Origin of the sequence: Amorphoplanes digitatis, assembly GCF_014205335.1 — a bacterium.
In the GTDB taxonomy this organism is placed as follows: Bacteria; Actinomycetota; Actinomycetes; order Mycobacteriales; family Micromonosporaceae; genus Actinoplanes; species Actinoplanes digitatus.
On the sequence record NZ_JACHNH010000001.1, the window covers coordinates 5,186,607 to 5,203,586 of the forward strand.

At 74.7% G+C, this 16,980-nt stretch carries 14 protein-coding genes and 1 pseudogene; 7 read left to right on the plus strand and 8 right to left on the minus strand.

Going from position 1 to position 16,980, the window contains the following annotated elements:
• Nucleotides 1-80: 80 nt before the first annotated feature.
• From gntF to BJ971_RS22630, 5 genes are all read right to left on the minus strand, one after another.
• Complete coding sequence (gene gntF / locus BJ971_RS42225; RefSeq protein WP_184995232.1) at nucleotides 81-1,358, minus strand: guanitoxin biosynthesis pre-guanitoxin forming N-methyltransferase GntF; 1,278 nt, start codon at nucleotides 1,356-1,358, stop codon at nucleotides 81-83.
• On the minus strand, nucleotides 1,352-2,896 hold the full coding sequence (locus tag BJ971_RS22615; RefSeq protein WP_184995233.1) for an AMP-binding protein: 1,545 nt from the start codon (nucleotides 2,894-2,896) through the stop codon (nucleotides 1,352-1,354). The genes gntF and BJ971_RS22615 overlap by 7 nt, the downstream gene beginning before the upstream one ends.
• A 190-nt stretch (nucleotides 2,897-3,086) precedes the next feature.
• On the minus strand, nucleotides 3,087-3,236 hold the full coding sequence (locus BJ971_RS22620) for a hypothetical protein (RefSeq protein WP_184995234.1): 150 nt from the start codon (nucleotides 3,234-3,236) through the stop codon (nucleotides 3,087-3,089).
• A gap of 475 nt (nucleotides 3,237-3,711) precedes the next feature.
• On the minus strand, nucleotides 3,712-5,628 hold the full coding sequence (locus tag BJ971_RS22625) for a glycoside hydrolase family 5 protein (RefSeq protein ID WP_239087420.1): 1,917 nt from the start codon (nucleotides 5,626-5,628) through the stop codon (nucleotides 3,712-3,714).
• Between the two features lie 74 nt (nucleotides 5,629-5,702).
• Nucleotides 5,703-6,449 (minus strand): hypothetical protein, encoded by a 747-nt coding sequence (locus BJ971_RS22630; protein WP_184995236.1) that lies wholly within the window; start codon nucleotides 6,447-6,449, stop codon nucleotides 5,703-5,705.
• A 193-nt stretch (nucleotides 6,450-6,642) separates the two neighbouring features.
• Between BJ971_RS22630 and BJ971_RS22635 the strand changes: the two genes are divergently transcribed.
• From BJ971_RS22635 to BJ971_RS42230, 6 genes and pseudogenes are all read left to right on the plus strand, one after another.
• Complete coding sequence (locus BJ971_RS22635; RefSeq protein ID WP_377885270.1) at nucleotides 6,643-7,527, plus strand: hypothetical protein; 885 nt, start codon at nucleotides 6,643-6,645, stop codon at nucleotides 7,525-7,527.
• Nucleotides 7,524-8,873, plus strand: a pseudogene (locus tag BJ971_RS22640) (hypothetical protein); the annotation flags it as partial. The gene BJ971_RS22635 and the pseudogene BJ971_RS22640, both read left to right, overlap by 4 nt.
• Nucleotides 8,846-9,412 (plus strand): TetR family transcriptional regulator, encoded by a 567-nt coding sequence (locus BJ971_RS22645; RefSeq protein ID WP_239087427.1) that lies wholly within the window; start codon nucleotides 8,846-8,848, stop codon nucleotides 9,410-9,412. The pseudogene BJ971_RS22640 and the gene BJ971_RS22645, both read left to right, overlap by 28 nt.
• Nucleotides 9,413-9,493: 81 nt before the next feature.
• Nucleotides 9,494-9,937, plus strand: a complete 444-nt coding sequence (locus BJ971_RS22650; RefSeq protein WP_184995240.1) for a glycosyltransferase family 2 protein — start codon at nucleotides 9,494-9,496, stop codon at nucleotides 9,935-9,937.
• A 162-nt stretch (nucleotides 9,938-10,099) separates the two neighbouring features.
• The gene (locus tag BJ971_RS22655) at nucleotides 10,100-10,879 is read left to right on the plus strand and encodes an EAL domain-containing protein (RefSeq protein ID WP_184995241.1); all 780 of its coding nucleotides are present in this window, start codon (nucleotides 10,100-10,102) and stop codon (nucleotides 10,877-10,879) included.
• A 68-nt stretch (nucleotides 10,880-10,947) separates the two neighbouring features.
• Entirely contained in the window at nucleotides 10,948-11,637 is a 690-nt protein-coding gene (locus tag BJ971_RS42230; protein ID WP_184995242.1) for a response regulator transcription factor, read from the plus strand.
• 91 nt (nucleotides 11,638-11,728) lie between these two features.
• Here BJ971_RS42230 and BJ971_RS22665 read toward each other — a convergent pair whose 3' ends face one another.
• Nucleotides 11,729-12,310: a hypothetical protein gene (locus BJ971_RS22665; protein WP_184995243.1), complete on the minus strand. Its 582-nt coding sequence runs from the start codon at nucleotides 12,308-12,310 to the stop codon at nucleotides 11,729-11,731.
• A gap of 120 nt (nucleotides 12,311-12,430) precedes the next feature.
• On the opposite strand from BJ971_RS22665, the gene BJ971_RS22670 reads away from it, so the two are divergent.
• The gene (locus tag BJ971_RS22670; RefSeq protein WP_184995244.1) at nucleotides 12,431-13,330 is read left to right on the plus strand and encodes a glycosyltransferase family 2 protein; all 900 of its coding nucleotides are present in this window, start codon (nucleotides 12,431-12,433) and stop codon (nucleotides 13,328-13,330) included.
• On the opposite strand, the gene BJ971_RS22675 is transcribed toward BJ971_RS22670, so the two are convergent.
• A complete protein-coding gene (locus tag BJ971_RS22675; RefSeq protein ID WP_239087421.1) occupies nucleotides 13,263-15,503 on the minus strand; it encodes a hypothetical protein in 2,241 nt (746 codons plus the stop codon). The genes BJ971_RS22670 and BJ971_RS22675 overlap by 68 nt on opposite strands.
• The gene (locus BJ971_RS22680; RefSeq protein ID WP_184995245.1) at nucleotides 15,500-16,915 is read right to left on the minus strand and encodes a thymidylate kinase; all 1,416 of its coding nucleotides are present in this window, start codon (nucleotides 16,913-16,915) and stop codon (nucleotides 15,500-15,502) included. Before BJ971_RS22680 ends, BJ971_RS22675 begins: the two co-directional genes overlap by 4 nt.
• Between the last annotated feature and the right edge of the window lie 65 nt (nucleotides 16,916-16,980).

A 16,980-nucleotide genomic window follows, 5' to 3' on the forward strand; every position in this document is an offset into this window, starting at 1 on the left:
GAGTGCGCCCGATCCCCGTACCGGACGTCACCGCGAGGTGACGCTAACGCCACTGTGGACGGTAGTCAACAGATGTCGATCTATGTGGTCACGGCCACTTTCAGGGCGTGCCGGCGGGCCTCGCAGAGCACGATCCCCGCGTATCCGTGCGGCGCCCACCGCACCATCGGAACGACCTCGATCGATCCGCCCGGCACATCGAAGCCGGTTCCCAGCACCGCCCGCAGGTCGTGCTCGTCGACGTCGGCGCCGGGAAAGACCTTCCCCCCGACGGTGTAGCCACGGCACCGGCGCAGGGCCGCGGTGACGAAGAGGCCGCCCGGGCGGACCAGCCCGGTGATGTGCCGCATGAACGCCGCCCAGGTACCCCGGTCCGCGGTGGCGGAGTCCGCGCAGTAGGCGCTGACCACCGTCGCGTACTCCCGGTCCACCGGGCGCGGGTCCCGGCCGTCGACCCGCAGCAGCGCGGTGACCTTCGTCCTGGTGAGCTCCTCCCGGGCCGCCACGTCCTCGTCCGTCGGGTCCGGGTTGCCCTCGCACCGCAGGGTGTAGCGCACGAACGGCCGCCAGTCGTGCGCGCCGGGCGCCCGGTCCAGCCAGCGCCGGATCTCGGCCAGGTTCGCCGGCAGGTAGTCGCCGAGGTGGATCTCGGAGGCGACCTCGGCGGCGGCGAAGACGTGGTGCAGGGTCGGGCCGACGCCGAAGAACAGGACCGGCCGGTCGCGCTCGGCCCGGCGCAGCGCCGCGACGAGGAACGCGATGGTGGCGATCTCGTCCGGGTCGACGGTGCGGTAGTAGCCGGACAGGTACTCCGCCGGTATCCAGTCGGCCTCGAAGGAGGCGTAACCGCCGCGCCGGCGGCGCAGCACCGCGTTGGTGAGGCCGGCCAGGCCGTACTCGTAGAACGCGGCGCCGAGATTCGCCCCGATCAGGAAGATCAGCGCCCGGTCGGCGGTGACCGAGTCGCTGACCAGCGCGGCGCCGAAGGCGCCCGCGTAGTAGGGCGCCTCCTTGGCCAGCTCCGTGCCGGCGTATCCGGCCGCGGCCGCCACCCGGGACGCGCGTACCCCGGCCGTCCGGCGCCGGGTCAGGTCGTACGCGGCCTTGGACAGCACGTTGGTGCTGGTACCCGTCTCGGCCAGCAGCCGCCAGTTGGCCCGCAGCCCGCTGCTCAGGCCCCAGCCCCACGCCGCGTAGCTCGCCACGAGCAGCGCCGACAGCCAGAGCCGGCCGGCGCCGTCGAGCAGCCCGAGGGCGACGAGGCCGAACCCGGCGACCGTCGCGACCGCGTCCAGCGCGTACGTCGACGCGGCGGTGGCGGCGATGCTGACCGCCCACCGCACGACCGGCCTCACCACGCGGCGCCTCGCTCCGCCTCGACCAGGACGCGGCGCAGCAGCTTGCCGGCGGGCGATCGCGGCACCGCGGCGGTGATGCGCACGGCGCGCAGCCGCTTGTACGGCGCGACCCGCTCGGCGACATACGCCAGCAGCTCCGCGGCCGTCGCCGGCCCGCGCAGCACCACGTACCCGACCGGCAGCTCGCCGGCGTCCGGGTCGGGCCGCGGCACCACCGCCGCGTCGGCGACCGCCGGGTGCGTCAGCAGCAGGCGCTCCAGCTCCGCCGGCGCCACCTGGTACCCCTTGTACTTGATCAGTTCCTTGAGCCGGTCGGTCACGTACAGATAGCCGTCCTCGTCGAAGAAACACAGGTCGCCGGTGTGCAGCCAGCCGTCGGCGTCGACGGTGGCGGCGGTCGCCGCCGGGCGGTCGCGGTAGCCGCGCATGAGCTGCGGGCCGCGGACCCACAGCTCGCCGGTGCGGCCGGCGGCGAGATCGGTACCGCTGTCCGGGTCGACGATGCGCGCCTCGGTGTTGGGAATCAGCCGGCCCACCGAGCCGCGGCGCGGCGCGTCAAGCGGGCCGGCGGCGATCAGGGCCGCGGTCTCGGTCATGCCGAGACCCTGACCGGTACGGCAGCCGAGCCGCTGCGCGCAGCGCAGCTCGTGATCGGCGCCGAGCGGCGCCGCGCCGACGCCGAGGGTACGCAGCGAGGACAGGTCGAACTGGTCGACCAGCGGATGCCCGGCGAGCGCCTGCGCGATCGGCGGGACCACGACGGTGTAGGTGACTCGGTGGTCCTGGATCGTCCGGAGCATCTCCTCCAGGTCGAAGCGGGCCATCGTGACGAGGGTGGCACCGGCCGCCAGGGCCGCCGGCAGCACCAGGCCGAAGCCCATGGCGTGGAAGAACGGCGCGACGGCGAGCACGACGTCGTCCTCCTCGGGCCCGAGGACCGCCCGGCTCTGCCGCACGTTGGTGACCATGCTGGAGTGGGTCAGCTCGACGCCCTTGGGCAGCCCGGTCGTGCCGCTGGAGTACGGCAGCGCGGCGAGCGCCGTCGCGGGGTCGATCGCGACCCGGACCGGCGGGTGCTCCCCCGCGTCCAGGTCCGCGTAGCCCAGCACCTCGACGCCGCCGGCCTTCTCGGCGGCGGCCCGGGCCCGCTCGATCAGCGGCGGGATCGTCACCAGGATCCGCGCGCCGGAGTCGGCGAGCTGACCGGCCAGCTCCTCGGCCGTGAGCATCGGATTGGCGCCGGTGACCGTCCCGCCGGCGACCATGGCCCCGTACGCCGCCACGGCGTAGGCGGGCACGTTGGGGCTGTACAGGGCCAGTACGTCGCCGGGTGCGAAGCCGCGGGCGGCCAGAGCGGCCGCGACCCGCTCGACGCCGGCCGCGAGCTCGCGGTAGCTGATCGCCCGGCCGGTCGCGCCGTCGACCAGGGCCGGCTTGTCGCCGAGGCGGCCGGCCTGCGCCAGGACCAGGCCGGGAAGGGTGACGCCGCCGACCGGCACGTCGGGAAGATCGCTGCGTCGGGTACGGATCGCTGTCATGGTGGCTCCCCTGCTCGCCGGCGCCGGGACCGGATGAGCGGGAACGTAACGAGCCACCGTTTGCGCGTCGTTTATCCATCGTGTGCGCGGCGTCGATCGCGGAAAAGCCAAGCTCATGCCGCGTAGACGGCCGGGTGCACCGCCTAGATACGAGGACGCCTGTCGACGATCCGACGGTGGGACACGTCGGTCACTTGCCCGGGATCCAGTTGGTCAGTAGAGCGTTGACCAGCAACGTGGCCCCCGCGGAGGCCGCCGTGATCAGCACCACGAGCAGCGGCGCGACCAGAGCCCGGAAGCCGATCCGCCGGATTCGGCGCCACGGCAGGGCCGCCTGCACGGCCAGCCCTGGTACGCACCGTGTACCCGATTCGCCAGCGAGCGGTGTACGTCGAGGTCTCCGTGACAGTCGCCGCGATACTCAGCGTCCGGTCCGGTGGGACGCGCTCGTACCAGGCTGGATAGACCATCGGGAGCTCGAGGACGGGTTCCGGCGCCGGAACGTCGTCGGCGTCGGCCCCGGCGGCCGGGCCGGTGTCGGCGGTGATGTCACCGGCCGAACCTGTGTCGCTGTCGTCAGCCCGCGGCGCGGGCGTGGTCAGGCCGAGGACGATCAGGCATGCCAGCCATGCGCCGACCGCGAGGATCGGGCCGAGCCACCGCATGCCCAGTGTGCGCATTGACGACCGCTGCCCTCCGGGCTGACCTGCCAGATCGCGCTGCCTCGGCACCAGGGCGCCGGGTGCCGGCTCGGCGGCCACCGAATTGACTCTCGCCCCATTCGGCGGGGACGTCTGTCATCGATCCGACGCGGGCTAGGTGAGCCGTCGGCAGTAGAGGGCGTCGGGGGTACGGGAGGAGAACAGCCGGGCGGTGTACGCGATGCCGGCCACGTACTCGTCGGCGCCGCACTGGCCCTTGTAGTTGCCGGTGGCGAAGTCGCCGCCCGGGTTGCCCGCCGGGCGGTTGTCGCCGCGGTCGAACCACACCGTCCGGCCGCTGCCCGACAGCGCGGTCGTCGCCGTCGCGCACAGCACGCTGGACACCGCGGCGCCGCGGACCGCGTACCCGATGACGAAGGAGCCGGACGGGCACTGGAGCTTGGTGTATCCACCGGCCCAGTCGCCGGTGACGTGGCGCTCGTCGGTGACGACCTGGTGTGCCGCAGAGGGTGCCCACAGGTCCCCGGCGGTCGTGTCGGTGCACAGGCCCCGGTTGCCGGTGTGCGCCAGGCCGAGCAGCCGCTGCCCGTCCGGGCAGACCGCCTTGCGGGCCCCGGAGTCCCAGTCCGGCCGGTCGCGCATGCGCAGCGACTGGACGAAGTCGCCGTGGTCCGGGCTCAGCATCGACCAGTGCGGCACCGGGTCGATGTACCCGGTGCGGGCGGCGGAGGTGACCAGCCTGCTCCAGTCCCCGGCCCGCCAGTCGCCGCCGTCGTAGGGGCCGGTGCGGCGGCCGTCGCGGTCCCAGTGGAGCAGCGCCCAGCCGTTCGTGGCGCGCTTCTCGGCCCAGCCGACCGCCGGCCAGTAGGCGAAGTCGGCGTCGGCCTGTACGAGCTGGTCGGTGAAGGCGGCGAACCAGTCGCGCTGCTTCGAGCCGGGCGCCGCGTTCCCGTCCACGCCGAACTCGCTGATCCACACCGGGGCGGTGAAGTGCCGGCCGGGCTCGGCGCCCACGTAGAACGCGTCGCGGTACAGGACGGCGGCGAGGTCGGCGCGGCTCAGGTCGCGGTACCGCGGGTCGCTGGTCTCGCCGACACCGGTCGCGCCGGTGTGGTTCGGCCCGGTGTAGTCGTAGAAGTGCGCCGCGTAGACCAGTTTGCCGGACCGCACGAGGGTGTGCGAGAGCGTGGCGGCCGGCCGCAGCGTCGGGCGTCCGTGCGCGAAGCCGTCGACCGGGATGCCGGTCCAGTTGATGCCCTCGACGATGATCAGCAGGTTCGGGTTGGCCTCGCGCAGGATCCGGTCGCCGAGCCGCTGGGAGGCGGCGAACCAGTCGTGGTCGTCGCCGCCGCCCCAGTTCGGGTCGTCCCAGACCGAGCGGCGTACCTCGTTGTAGAGGTCGGCGCCGACCACCCGGGGGTTGTCCCGGTAGCGCCGGACCATGAAGAGCCAGTCGTCCTCCCAGTGCGCCGTGGACTGGCTCGCGTTCCACCGCTCGTTGCCGTCGACGCCGCAGCACCAGCGCGTGGTGTTCGTGTGGTTGTTGATGATCACCGCGAGCCCGGCGGCGGTCGCCGCCGCGACCACCTCGTCGTACACCCGCAGCGGGGTCATGCCCCGGAACCCGGGGTTGGCCGCGACGGCCGCGTCGGTCACCGGCCGGGTGTCGTGCAGCATCTCGCCGGAGAACGGGAGCCGCAGGCTGTTGAGGCCGATCGACCGGAAGCCGGCGACGATCTCGGCGAGCGGCGCCCGGTCGAGGCCGAGCGGTACCCGGCCCGCGTTCTCGCCGGCGTGGTGGTTGGCGTCGTCGGCGTCGTCGCCCGAGCCGTTCCAGGTTCCGCTGGCGCCGTGCCAGTTGCCGGAGATCAGCTTGAACCGCATTCCGTCGGCGTCGACGATGTAGCGGCCGCGGGTGCTCAGCGGTGCCGTCCAGCCCGCGGCGGCCGGGCCGGCGGCGGCCGGGCCGTTGGCCGCCGCGGCGCCGGCCGCGGGCAGGGCCGGCAGCGCGGAGAGGGTGAGGAGCAGGCAGAGGAGCGGGACGCGAACGGCGGGACGCGAGACGATCACAGATCCCCCAAGCCACAGCATTGGCCTTTGTCTATATCTAAGGCCAAGCGTGCCCGAAAGGGAACACCCGTGGGTCAGCTGCCGGCCGACCTCAGCCGCCGGAGCCAGCCCTGCACGGTGTGCCGGGGGACGTCGTAGTGGTCCGCGATGGCGGCCGCCGTGCCGGCCTGCCGGTACACGGCGGCGAGGTCGTCCGGCATGCGCCGGTACGCCCGGCTGTCGGCCGCCGCGGCGGCGCCGCCCTTCGTCGCCGGCTTCCGCGCGGGCGCCGACCCGCGCGCGGCGCGTTTCACGGCCACCTTGGGCGCCGCGATCTTGGGCGCGGGGGCCTTCTTCACGGCGACCTTCCTCGCGGCGGTCGTCTTCGCGGCGGTCGTCTTCGCGGCGGCCTTCGTCGCGGCGGCATTACGGATGGCGGCGGGTGCCGGTGCGGGTGTCCGCTTGGCGCGGCGGGCCCGGGGCACGGCGACGGGCGCCGGCTGAGCGTCGTCGTTGGCGGGCCCGGGCGCGGCGGCGGGAGGCGGTTCCGCGGCGGCGGGACCGGGCGGCGGCGCCACGACGGCGGGACCGGGCGGCGGCGCCGCGACGGCGGCCCGCGAGGGCTCGGACCCGGACTCGATCACCGCCCGGGCGGCCGCCGGGGCAACGGCCTTGAGCAGCAGACCGAAATCGATCGTCGGAAGCTTGCCGCCGGTGAGACCGCCCGGCGCGTGCAGCCGGACGTCGGTGATGCAGACCTGATCACCGGAGGTCTCCACGACCAGGGTGGTGCTGTTACCGCTGCCGTCGTTGGGCAGGACCGTGATGGTGTACGACTCCATGCTGGCTTCCCTCGGATCATTGGCGTGACGACGTCGTTCGTGCACCCCGTCAGGTATCAACCGCAAACGTATCGCCCGTCCGGTTCGCTGCAAATAACGCCTGCTCAGGAGCGACTTGAGCGATCGCTCAAGTCGTGTGTAGCATCCCCGCAGAGTTTTGAGCGACCGCTCAAGTCGGGGGTTGAGGATGACAATGCGGAAACCACGCCCGGGCCGGGCCAACTGGATCCTGGCGGGGCTGATCGCCGCGTTCGGGCTCGCGGCCTTCTGCTACACGGTGTCCAGCGGCCGGGCCGACAGCGCCCTGCTCTTCGTGGTGCTCCCGGCGCTGCTGGCCGCCGCGCTCGCCCTGACACCGGGGCGGACCACCCACGGCCGCGTCTTCCGGCTGACCACGATCGCGCTGCTGCTCGCGGCCGTCGCCCTGCACGAGGGCGCCATCTGCGTCCTGATCGCGTCACCGCTGGTCTATGCCGTCGCACACGGCACCGCGGCCGTGATCCGGATGGCCCGCCAGGGAGGCACCCGCGCGCTGGCCATCCTGCCGCTGCCGCTGCTGCTGGCCGGCGGGATCGAGGGCACCAGCCCGGACCTGCGGATCCGGCCGGACCAGTCGGTCGAGGTCAGCCGGGTGGTCGCGCTCGATCCGGCCGCGGTGCGCGAACGGCTGGCGGCCGGGCCCCGGCCGGTGGCCGTCGGCCCGCTCCCGCTACGGCTGCTGGGCGCGCCGGCGCCGGAACACGTGATGGGCGCCGGGCTCGAGCCCGGCGACCGGTGGATGTTCGGCTACCACGGCAGCTCGCACGGCGCGGGCGGCGCGATCGTCACGCGGGTGCGCGCGGCCGAACCGCGGCGCATCGACTTCGACGTGGTCTCGGACGACACGATCACCGCACGCTGGCTGCGCTGGCGCGGCGCCTCGGTGCGCTGGCATGACGCCGGCGCAGGCCGGACCGAGGTGACGGTCGTGCTGTCGTACCAGCGGCGCCTCGATCCGTCCTGGTACTTCGGGCCGATCCAGGACCGCCTCATGCACGCCGGCGGCGAGCACCTGCTCGACATGCTGGCCCTGCCGTGACGACGGCCCGCTACCTGTGCCTGGCGCTGCCGGCGCTCGCGGTCCTGATCGCCGCGCGGGCGCGGCGGGAGCCGCGCGAACGCGCCGGTGCGCTCCTCGCCTTCCTCGCCGCGCTGGTCGGGATCGCCGCGCTGCACGAGGCCGCCGGCCCCGCCGGCTGGTACGCCTTCGCACACCTCGACGGCTCCTACCGCGGCCTGCCGGTCGACCTGTGGCTCGGCTGGGCGGTGCTGTGGGGGCCGCTGCCTGTGCTGCTGCGCCGCGCCGCGCCGCTGCCGGTGCTGCTGGGCCTGGTGTTCTGGGTCGACATGGTGGCGATGCCCGCGCTGGATCCGCTCCTGGTGCACCTCGGGCCGCGCTGGCCGGCCGGTGAGCTGCTCGGGCTTGCGGCGGTGGCGCTGCCGGCCCAGCTGCTCGGGCGCTGGACGGCGGACCGGCGGCGGCTGGCGGGACGGGCGCTGCTGCAACTCGTCGTCTTCACCGGGCTGGTCTTCTGGCTGCTGCCGACGGCGGCGTTCACCCTGGGCGACGGCGGCTGGGACCGGGTGCCCGCCGGGTGGCTGCCGGTGCTGGCACAGGCCGCCGTCGCGCTGGCGGTGCCGGCGCTTGCGGCGGTGCGCGAGTTCGTGACGCACGGCGGCGGCACCCCGTTCCCCTGGGATCCGCCGCGGCGCCTGGTCACCACCGGGCCGTACGCCTATCTCGCCAACCCGATGCAGCTCAGCGCCACCCTGCTCCTGCTACTGCTCGCGGCCGCGACACAGAGCCTGACGCTGGCGGCGGGCTCGCTCATCTCGGTCGTCTTCGCCGCGGCCGTCGCGGCGCCGCACGAACGCCAGGACATGCGCCGCCGGCACGGCGCCGCGTGGGCGGCATATCGGCGGCAGGTACGGGACTGGTCGCCGCGGCTGCGGCCGTACGAGGTGGGGCCGCCGGGCCGGCTGTGGCTCGACGACGACTGCGGGCCGTGCACCGCGGTCGCCGGGTTCTTCCGCCGCCGCGGGCCGGGCCTGCGCGTGCTGCCCGCCCGGGACAGCCCGGTGCCGCTGTGGCGGGCCCGATACACCGGGCCGGGCGACGTGCCCGCGTCGGGGGTGGCGGCGGTGGCGCGCGGACTGGGGCATGTCACGCTCGGCTGGGCGTACGCCGGGTGGTTCCTGCAACTGCCGGTCGTCGACCGGCTCGCGCAACTCGTCACCGACGCGCTGATCGCACCGCCGCACCCGGCCGGGCCGGCGGCGCACGCCTTAGGAGAGGGATGACCGACACCAAGCAGCGGCTCCTCGACGGCACCCTGGCCGCGCTGGGCGAGCACGGCATCGCCGGCGTCTCGGCGCGCACGATCGCGGCGGCGGCCGGGGTCAACCAGGCGCTGGTGTTCTACCACTACGGCACGGTGGAGGAGCTCCTCGCCGCCGCGTGCCGGCAGGCGACGCTGGCCCGCGTCGCGGCGTACACCGAGCATTTCGCGGCGGTGACCTCGCTGCGCGAGCTGCTACGGGTGGGTCGCATGCTGCACGCCGAGGAGGTGCGGCAGGGCAACGTGTCGGTGCTGGCGCACATGCTCGCCGCCGGGCAGCACAGCGAGCGCATCGCCGAGACCACGGCGGCGGCCCTGCGGCTGTGGGTCGTGGAGATCGAGAAGGTGCTGGACCGGCTGCTGGCCGGGTCCCCCGCCGCGGAGATCGCCGACGTGCCCGGCCTGGCCCGGGCCGTCTCGGCCGCGTTCATCGGCCTCGAGCTGTACGAAGGCGTCGACGAGGCGGGCGCCGGCCAGGCGCTCGCCGCCCTCGACCGGCTCGCGGTGCTCATCGAGGTCATGGACGACCTCGGGCCGCTCGCGCGGCGCGCGCTGCGCAGGCGTCTCACGCGCGGCGGGCGCTGACTTCAGCCACCCGGCGAAGCTTTGCGCCCGGCTTGAGAACGGCCTGAGACGGCGTTGAGGTAGCGCGCCGAACTACGGGGCATGACTGTCGCCCGCCTCATCGCCGTTCCCCCGTTCGTCGTCGCCGGTCCCGCCCAGCAGGCTTCGTCTGCGGGCGAGGCGGCCGTCGAGTTCTCCGTCGTCGTCCCCTTCCACAACCCCGGCGCCACGCTGCGCCGCGCGATCGAGCGGGTCGCCGAGACCCTGTACGCGCAGAACATCTCGTTCGAGATGATCGCCGTCCCCGGCGGCACGCGCGACGGCTCGGCGCGCACCCTCGACGGCCTGCCCTGGCTGCGGGTCATCGCCGACCCCGACCTCCAGGACAAGGGCGCCGCCCTCCAGTCCGGCATCGCCGCCGCCGGCGGCGAGTGGGTCGGCTGCATCGACGTCGACGCGGACATGGAGACCGAGATCGACCCGCACGAGCTGATCGAGTGCCTGCACCGCGCCCGCGAGAACGCCGCCCTCGCGGTGGCGGCCTGAGCCTCGCACCACCCGCTCCACCCGTCCCACCCCGAACCCCTGACCCCGGCCCGCGCCCCCCACGCGCGCCGGGGTCAGTTCATGTCCGGGCCCGGTCGAGACTTGCCGTGGACTTGAAACCGGGTTGAGCCTGCCTTGAGGGTCGCTGCCGAACCATGAACCATGACCCTCAACGCGCCTGCCATGCGCAACCTCCGGGAAGTCATCCACTCGCAGGCGATCCAGCCGACGTTCCAGCCGGTAGTCCGCCTCGAGGACGGCGTGGTCAAGGCGTACGAGGCCCTCGCGCGGTTCGACAAGGCGCACTTCCCCAACCCGGCGGACGCGTTCGCCGCCGCGCTGGCGGCCGGCGTCGGCGTCGACCTGGAACTGCTCGCGCTCGAGCGGGCGTTCGCGTACCTCGACGAGATGCCGGCCGAGGCCTGGCTGAGCGCGAACCTGTCGGTGGAGGCCCTGCTGGATCCGCGGGTGCACACCACCCTGCTCGAACATTGCGAGCGCGGCATCGCCGTCGAGCTGACCGAGCACACCCAGGTGCACGACTACCCGACGCTGGTGAAGGTCACCGAGGAGCTGCGCGCCGCCGGCATCCTGATCGCCGTCGACGACGCCGGCGCCGGCTTCGCCAGCCTGAGCCACATCCTCCAGCTGCGCCCGGACATCATCAAGCTCGACATCACCCTCACCCGCGGCGTCGACACCGACCCGGTCCGCATGGCCCTCGCGCGCTCGCTCGTCGGCTTCGCGAAGGACATCGGCGCCATGCTGATCGCCGAGGGCATCGAGACCGTCGCCGAGCACGAGAAGCTCCAGGCGCTCGGTGTCACGCTCGGGCAGGGCTACTTCATGGCGCGGCCCGGGCCGCTGCCGGACCGGGCCGAGATCACCGCCACGGGCCTACCTGCCGGCGAAATCTTCGTTTCCCGCCGGACCGACCGATAGGACTCGGAACCGCGCCACCCCCGTGCGCGGTGCCGTCCCCTCAGCTCGTCAGGAAGACTGGAGGTCACGTGGCCAGGCCGCGCGCGCTCGTCGTCGAGGACTCACCCGAATTCATGCTGCTCTGCCAGCACCTCCTGGAGAAGGAGGGCTTCGACGTCGTCGTCGCGACCGACGGCAAGGGCGCGGTGGAACAGGCGCAGAAGGAGCGCCCGGACATCGCCATCCTCGACCTCGGCCTGCCCGACGTCGACGGCATCGAGGTGTGCCGCCAGATCCGGCAGTTCACCGACGCCTACATCGTCATGGTCACCGGCCGCACCGACGAGGTCGACAAGATCGTCGGCCTGTCCGTCGGCGCCGACGACTACGTCACCAAGCCCTTCTCGCCCCGCGAGCTGGCCGCCCGCATCCAGGCGATGCGCCGCCGGCCCCGCAGCTCGGCGGCGGCGGCGAGCACGGCGGTCCGCGAGTACGGCCTGCTGCGCATCGACCCCGACGTCCGCGAGGTGACCCTCGACGGCCGGGTGCTGGAGCTCACCAAGATCGAGTTCGGCTTCCTGGACCTGCTCTCCTCCGCGCCGCGCCGCACGTTCACCCGCGGCCAGCTGCTCGAGGACGTCTGGGGCGACAACTGGTACGGCGACGACCACATCATCGACGTGCACGTCGGCAACCTGCGGAAGAAGCTTGGCGAGTCCGCCTCGGCGCCCCGGCACATCCGCACGGTGCGTGGCGTGGGCTACCGCTTCGAGCCCTGATCTTCCGTACCCGTACGAAAGGCCCACGCGCACCGGGTGCGCGTGGGCCTCGTCGTATCCGGACCCGGTCACCGGGCACCGCGGGTGCGGCTCAGCCGCGGCGCCGCAGGCGCTCGACGACGCCGGTCACCGTGGCGAGGCCGCGGCGGCGGTACCGGAACGCCACGGCGCCGAGCGCCGCGGCGGCGGCGGCCCACCACGCCAGGTCCTGAATGCCCCGGCCGGCCTGTTCCGGCGGGACCGAGCCGACGAGCGTCCGCATCGCGCCGGCCGGGGTCGTGCCCACCGCGAGCACGCTCGTGCCGGAGGAGAGGCGGTCCGTCGAGCCGTCGGTGACCGGCAGCACGGTGGTGTCCGGCGTCGGCGCGGGCGCGGGGGTCGCGGCGGCGCTGACGACCAGGACGCGCAGCGCGCCGGCGGCGTCCGCGACGACGGTCCGCTCCGCGGCGGCGCCGACCCGCAGGTTCACCGGTGATCCGCCCTTGAAGCCGAGGGCGTAGACGGCCAGCCCGTCGCCGGCGGCCGCGTGCGGCCGCCACTGCACGGTGAGCGCGTCGGCGGTGCCGCCGTAGCCCGGCCCGTCGGCCAGCGCGGCGCCCGGTCCGGTGAACGCGCCCAGCGCCGCGGCGGCCAGCAGGAAGGGGCCAAGACGGCGGGGACGGTGACTGATCATGGCCCGATAGTGACACGCCCCGGTTGCCAAACCGGTTCCCGCCGGGCACCGTACCGATCCTTGCTCCCGGCTTGAAGCCGGGTAGAGGTTGCGTTGAGGTTGCCCGCCGAACAACACGGCATGACCGCGACGCTGCTCTCCTCCCCCGCTTCGACCGCTACCGCCCCCGTCCGCCCGGCGCTCTTCAACGCCTCGCGGTTGTGGGCAGCGGCCGACCCGGCCGTCGAGCTCACCGTCGTGGTGCCGTTCTACAACCCGGGCGCCGCGCTGCGCCCGACGGTGGCCCGGCTGGTGCAGAGCCTCGCCGCCGAGCAGGTCGGGTACGAGGTCATCGCGGTCTCGGACGGCTCGACCGACGGCTCCGAGCGCACCCTCGCCGGCCTGCCCGGCGTCCGGGTCATCGACAGCGGCGTCAACCAGGGCAAGGGCGGCGCGCTGCACCTGGGCTTCGCCGCCGCGCGCGGCGCCTGGGTCGGCTTCGTCGACGCCGACGGCGACATCGACCCGAGCCACCTGACCGAGTACCTGCGCCTGGCGCGCGAGGGCGACCACGCGGGCGTCTACGCCGACAAGCGGCACGCCGGCTCCGCGAGCGCCTCCTCGCCGTTCCGCAAGCTGGTGTCGATGTTCTACTCCACGCTCGTGGCGCTGCTGTTCCTGCTCGGGATGCGCGACACCCAGACCGGCTGCAAGGTGCTGCGCCGCGACGTGCTGGCCGACCTGCTGCCCCGGCTGCGCGAGCGCCGCTTCGCCTTCGACCTCGAGTTCTTCGTCGCCGCCAAGGCGGCCGGCATCCGCGGCTTCGTCGGCGCGCCGGTCCGGCTCGAGGAGCGGGTCGCCGGCTCGACGGTCTCCTCCAAGGCGATCCTGCGCACCATCCGCGACACGTTCGTCATCTTCGGCCGCCTGCACCTGACCCGCCAGTACCGCCCGGTCGCCACCGCCGCCGCGGTCACGACCCGCCCGAACGCCCCCGCCGCCGCGAACTCGTGGACCGGTCAGGTCGCCGAGGCCGCCTGACCTCCGGTTCACCCGGCCCGGCCCGGCCGCGGCGCTCCAGGCGCGGCGTGTTCCACCAGCGCAACAGGTCACGCCGGTGCTCCACCAGCCCCGACAGCAGCAGCGCCGCGATCGCCACCAGGGACACGTACAGCCCGAGCCGCAGCCACCGCCACGGCGTGTAGTGCACCGTCACCGCCTCGGCGCGGGCATCGACCGCGACCGTACCGGCCGCCGTCCGCCGGGCGGGCAGGCCACCCGCCGCCCAGCCCGATGACCACTCCTCGGGGATCACCACCCAGCCCGGCGCGCCGGCGTGCACCCGCCAGCTCGTGGAGGTGACCCGGTGTATCCCGCCGGACGCGGCCGAGGGCAGGGGTCCCCGCTCCGGGCCGCCCGGCAGCATCGCCTCGCTGCCCAGCACGCCCCGCGCGGCCAGGTCGACCGCCTCGTCGTAGCCGCCCGTCCGGGCGCCGACCACCCGGCCGGTTCCGGTCACCTCGACGCGGTAGACCTCTAGGTCCGGGGTGCTCAGCACCCGGCGCAGGTCGTTCTGGGTCTCCAGCCAGGCGTACTCGTCGGCCTCCCGGTCCCGCGCCAGCACGACGTAGCTGATGCCGAGCGGGGCGATCAGGCGGCCGAAGCCCTGTGTGACGCCGTCGGCGAGCAGGCGCTGCACGTACGCCGTGCGCAGCGAGTCCGAGTTCGTCCGCACCGCACCGAGCTCGACGGCGTCGCTGCTGAACACGGGCCGGCGGAAGAAGGCGCCGGCCGGCGTGGCGATGGTGCGCCCGTCGGTGAAGCCGAACGGCTGGTACAGGTGCCAGGGCAGGAAGAGCACGCCTCCGGTGCCGTTACCCATGATCTTGTCGGCCGTGTACCAGGACTCCGGGTACCGGCTCACCCGGACGCTGCCGCCGAGGCCCCACGCGAGCGACGGCGCGACGGCGGCGTAGGCGCCCGCGACCGCCAGCAGCGCGGCGCCGGCGGCCACGCGGACCCGGGCGGGGCGGCCGGCCCGGCGGCAGGCGTAGTAGAGCGCCTCCGCGGTGACGCCGATGCCGACGGCGTAGGCCAGCATGGTCAGCGCGAGCCACTTCTGCTGCTCGCGCATCGCGGCGAAGAGGGGCACGACGTCGAACGCCCACCGGTACACCGCGGCCAGCGGGCCGTGTATGCCGGCGCCGAGCAGCAGGCCGCAGACGGCGATCGCGGACACCGGCGCGCCGGCCACCGGGTCACGGCGGCAGAGCCGGACCAGGCCCCAGACGGCGGCCGTCGCCATGACGACCACGGGCACGAATCCCAGGGCGACCTGCGGGCTGCTGTCGGCGGCGCCGCGCCAGAATCCGCGCAGCGACAGCAGCGTCGGCAGCATCCCGCCGGGCCCGGCGTGCGGTGCGTACGCCTCCAGCTCCCGGCCGCCGACCCGCACGGTCAGGATCGCGTTCAGCATGACCGCGACCGCGTACGCGTAGACGCACCCGGCGAAGGCGATGATCAGGGCGGTGCGGACGAGATCCTTGCGCCCCGGCCGCGGCAGCAGCGCCACCGCGAGCAGGCAGGCCCCGCCCAGCCAGGCGGCGTGCGGGCCGACGACCATGGCCAGCGCGTACCAGACCGCGGGCCGGGCGGCGAACCACACGCGGCGCCGCCGCGCCCAGACCGCGGAGGCCAGCAGCCAGCTCAGCAGGCCGACGGAGAGCAGGAAGGCGACGTGGCCGGCCTGGACGCGCTCGACGACGTACGGGTTGCAGCACGCGAACAGGGCCGCGAAGTAGCGCCGCACCCGGCCGCCGCCGGCGAGCGCGGACACCCCGGACGCGACGATCGGGAAGTAGCACAGGACGATCAGCCAGCCCGTCGCGCCCGCGCCGACGACGGTACGCAGCCCGTGCGTGAACAGCCGGTACGGCAGCGCGTCGAGCGCGGCCGGGTCGAGGCCGTACAGGCCCGCCGCGACGGCCTGGTGCGGCCCGGACACCCAGTCGAGCAGCAGCAGGTATCCGTCGCGGGTCCACGGCGCGACGACGATCAGACCGGCGACCAGGCCGAGCAGCGCCGACTCGGCGGTCAGCCGGGTGTCGCGCCGCCCGCCGCCGGGCCGCCGCCGGTCCGGCAGCCCGTCCGGAGGGGCGCCGGACCCGCGCCGGTCCGGCCGCGCGCCCCCGGCCCGTTTCGGTCCGGCCGTCACCGGTGGCGGCGGCGCGGCGGTCCGTGTACCGCCTGCACCACCTCGGCGACCAGCTGCGCCAGCGGATCGGCGACCAGGCCGGAGGTGTCGACGACCACCTCGGCGTGCCGGGCGGGATGCTCGGCGAGCAGTCCCCGGAACCGCTGCTGCTGGCCCGCCTGCTCAGTGAGGCTGCGCTCGGGCTTGCGGGCGTGGATGAGCTCGGCCGGCGCGTCCGGCAGGACCAGCACGTCCGGCGCCGGCACCACCCGTTCGGCGAAGCGTGCGGCGCGGGAGCCGGGCCACGGCGACTCACGCAGGTCGTACACCCAGCGGTCGGCGATCACCACGCGGCGGCGGGCCACCGCCGGCGCGACCGTGCTCAGGTAACGCCAGAGGTACTCGCCGGCGTAGAACCACGCGGCCGCGCGGCGCAGCCCGGCGTGGTCGGACGGCACCGGCGCCGCCGCGGTGGCCGGCACCCGGGACGGCGCGGCGTCGTCCGGCGTCGGCGCGGTGGAGCCGACCCGGAGCACGCGGCGGGCCAGGGCGACGCCGGGCAGGTTGCCCCGGGCCATGCCGAAGTACGCCGCGCTGGTGTGCAGCCCGTAGCGGTGCAGGCGTTCGCGCAGCCCGTCGGCGACGGTCGACTTGCCGGAGCCGTCCGTGCCGACCAGGGCGACGACGACGCCGCGGGCGCGCAGGCCCAGCGGGCCGGCGGCCCACAGCGCCGGCACCACCGTGCGGCGCTGCGCCCAGGTGGACGCCACCACGGTGGGCGCCAGGCTCCGGGCGGCCAGGCGCAGCCGGGCCCGCCGGGTCAGGTCGGCGGCGGGCGGCGCGCCGGCGGCGACGGCGATCAGCTCGGCGGCGACCCGGGGGCCGAGCTGCCCGGCGAGGCGCCGGGCGAAGTCCTCGCGGTGACCGGGTGCGGACGCCACCCAGGCGGCGCGCGCCTCGTCGAGGCGGTGCCGGTGCGGCACCCGGCCGCGCAGGACCGGGCGGACCAGCAGGTCCGCGACCGCGGCGACGCCGGTGAGCCGGTGGGTGGCCGGATCGGTGGTGACCTGCGTGACAGGCACGAGCAGCACGGGCCCGACGCACAGGTGGCCGTAGGTCACGTCGACGACGGCCGGGCCGGTGGCGGTCTCGATCGACAGGCTCACGTGCCGCAGCCGGCGCGGGTCGTGCGCCTGCGCCACCCGGGCGCCGGCGTACCCGCGGGCGAGCACGTCGACCGGGTCGCCGTCCGACGGCGGCGCGGCGTACCAGATGTCGAGGTCCTTGGGCCCGGTGTCGGCCGCCCAGCGCTCGGCCGCGCCCGCCTCGCCCTGCCAGGCCCAGGGCCGCCCGCCGGCGTCGAGGGCGGCGGCGACGGCCGCCAGCAGGCCGGGCCGGCCGATTCGGGCCGCTCGTTGCCGATAATCAGTCATTTCATCCCGATTATGGACCCCGGGCCCGGCCCCGCGTCCGTGGTTTCGTGACCAGGTTCGCTCAA

Coding starts and splice junctions, on each gene's coding strand:
- BJ971_RS22615 (WP_184995233.1), bottom strand. CDS start 2,896: ATGACAGCGATCCGTACCCGACGCAGCGATCTTCCCGACGTGCCGGTC.
- BJ971_RS22630 (WP_184995236.1), bottom strand. CDS start 6,449: ATGGAGTCGTACACCATCACGGTCCTGCCCAACGACGGCAGCGGTAAC.
- BJ971_RS22635 (WP_377885270.1), top strand. CDS start 6,643: ATGCGGAAACCACGCCCGGGCCGGGCCAACTGGATCCTGGCGGGGCTG.
- BJ971_RS22650 (WP_184995240.1), top strand. CDS start 9,494: ATGACTGTCGCCCGCCTCATCGCCGTTCCCCCGTTCGTCGTCGCCGGT.
- BJ971_RS22655 (WP_184995241.1), top strand. CDS start 10,100: ATGACCCTCAACGCGCCTGCCATGCGCAACCTCCGGGAAGTCATCCAC.
- BJ971_RS22665 (WP_184995243.1), bottom strand. CDS start 12,310: ATGATCAGTCACCGTCCCCGCCGTCTTGGCCCCTTCCTGCTGGCCGCC.
- BJ971_RS22670 (WP_184995244.1), top strand. CDS start 12,431: ATGACCGCGACGCTGCTCTCCTCCCCCGCTTCGACCGCTACCGCCCCC.
- BJ971_RS22680 (WP_184995245.1), bottom strand. CDS start 16,915: ATGACTGATTATCGGCAACGAGCGGCCCGAATCGGCCGGCCCGGCCTG.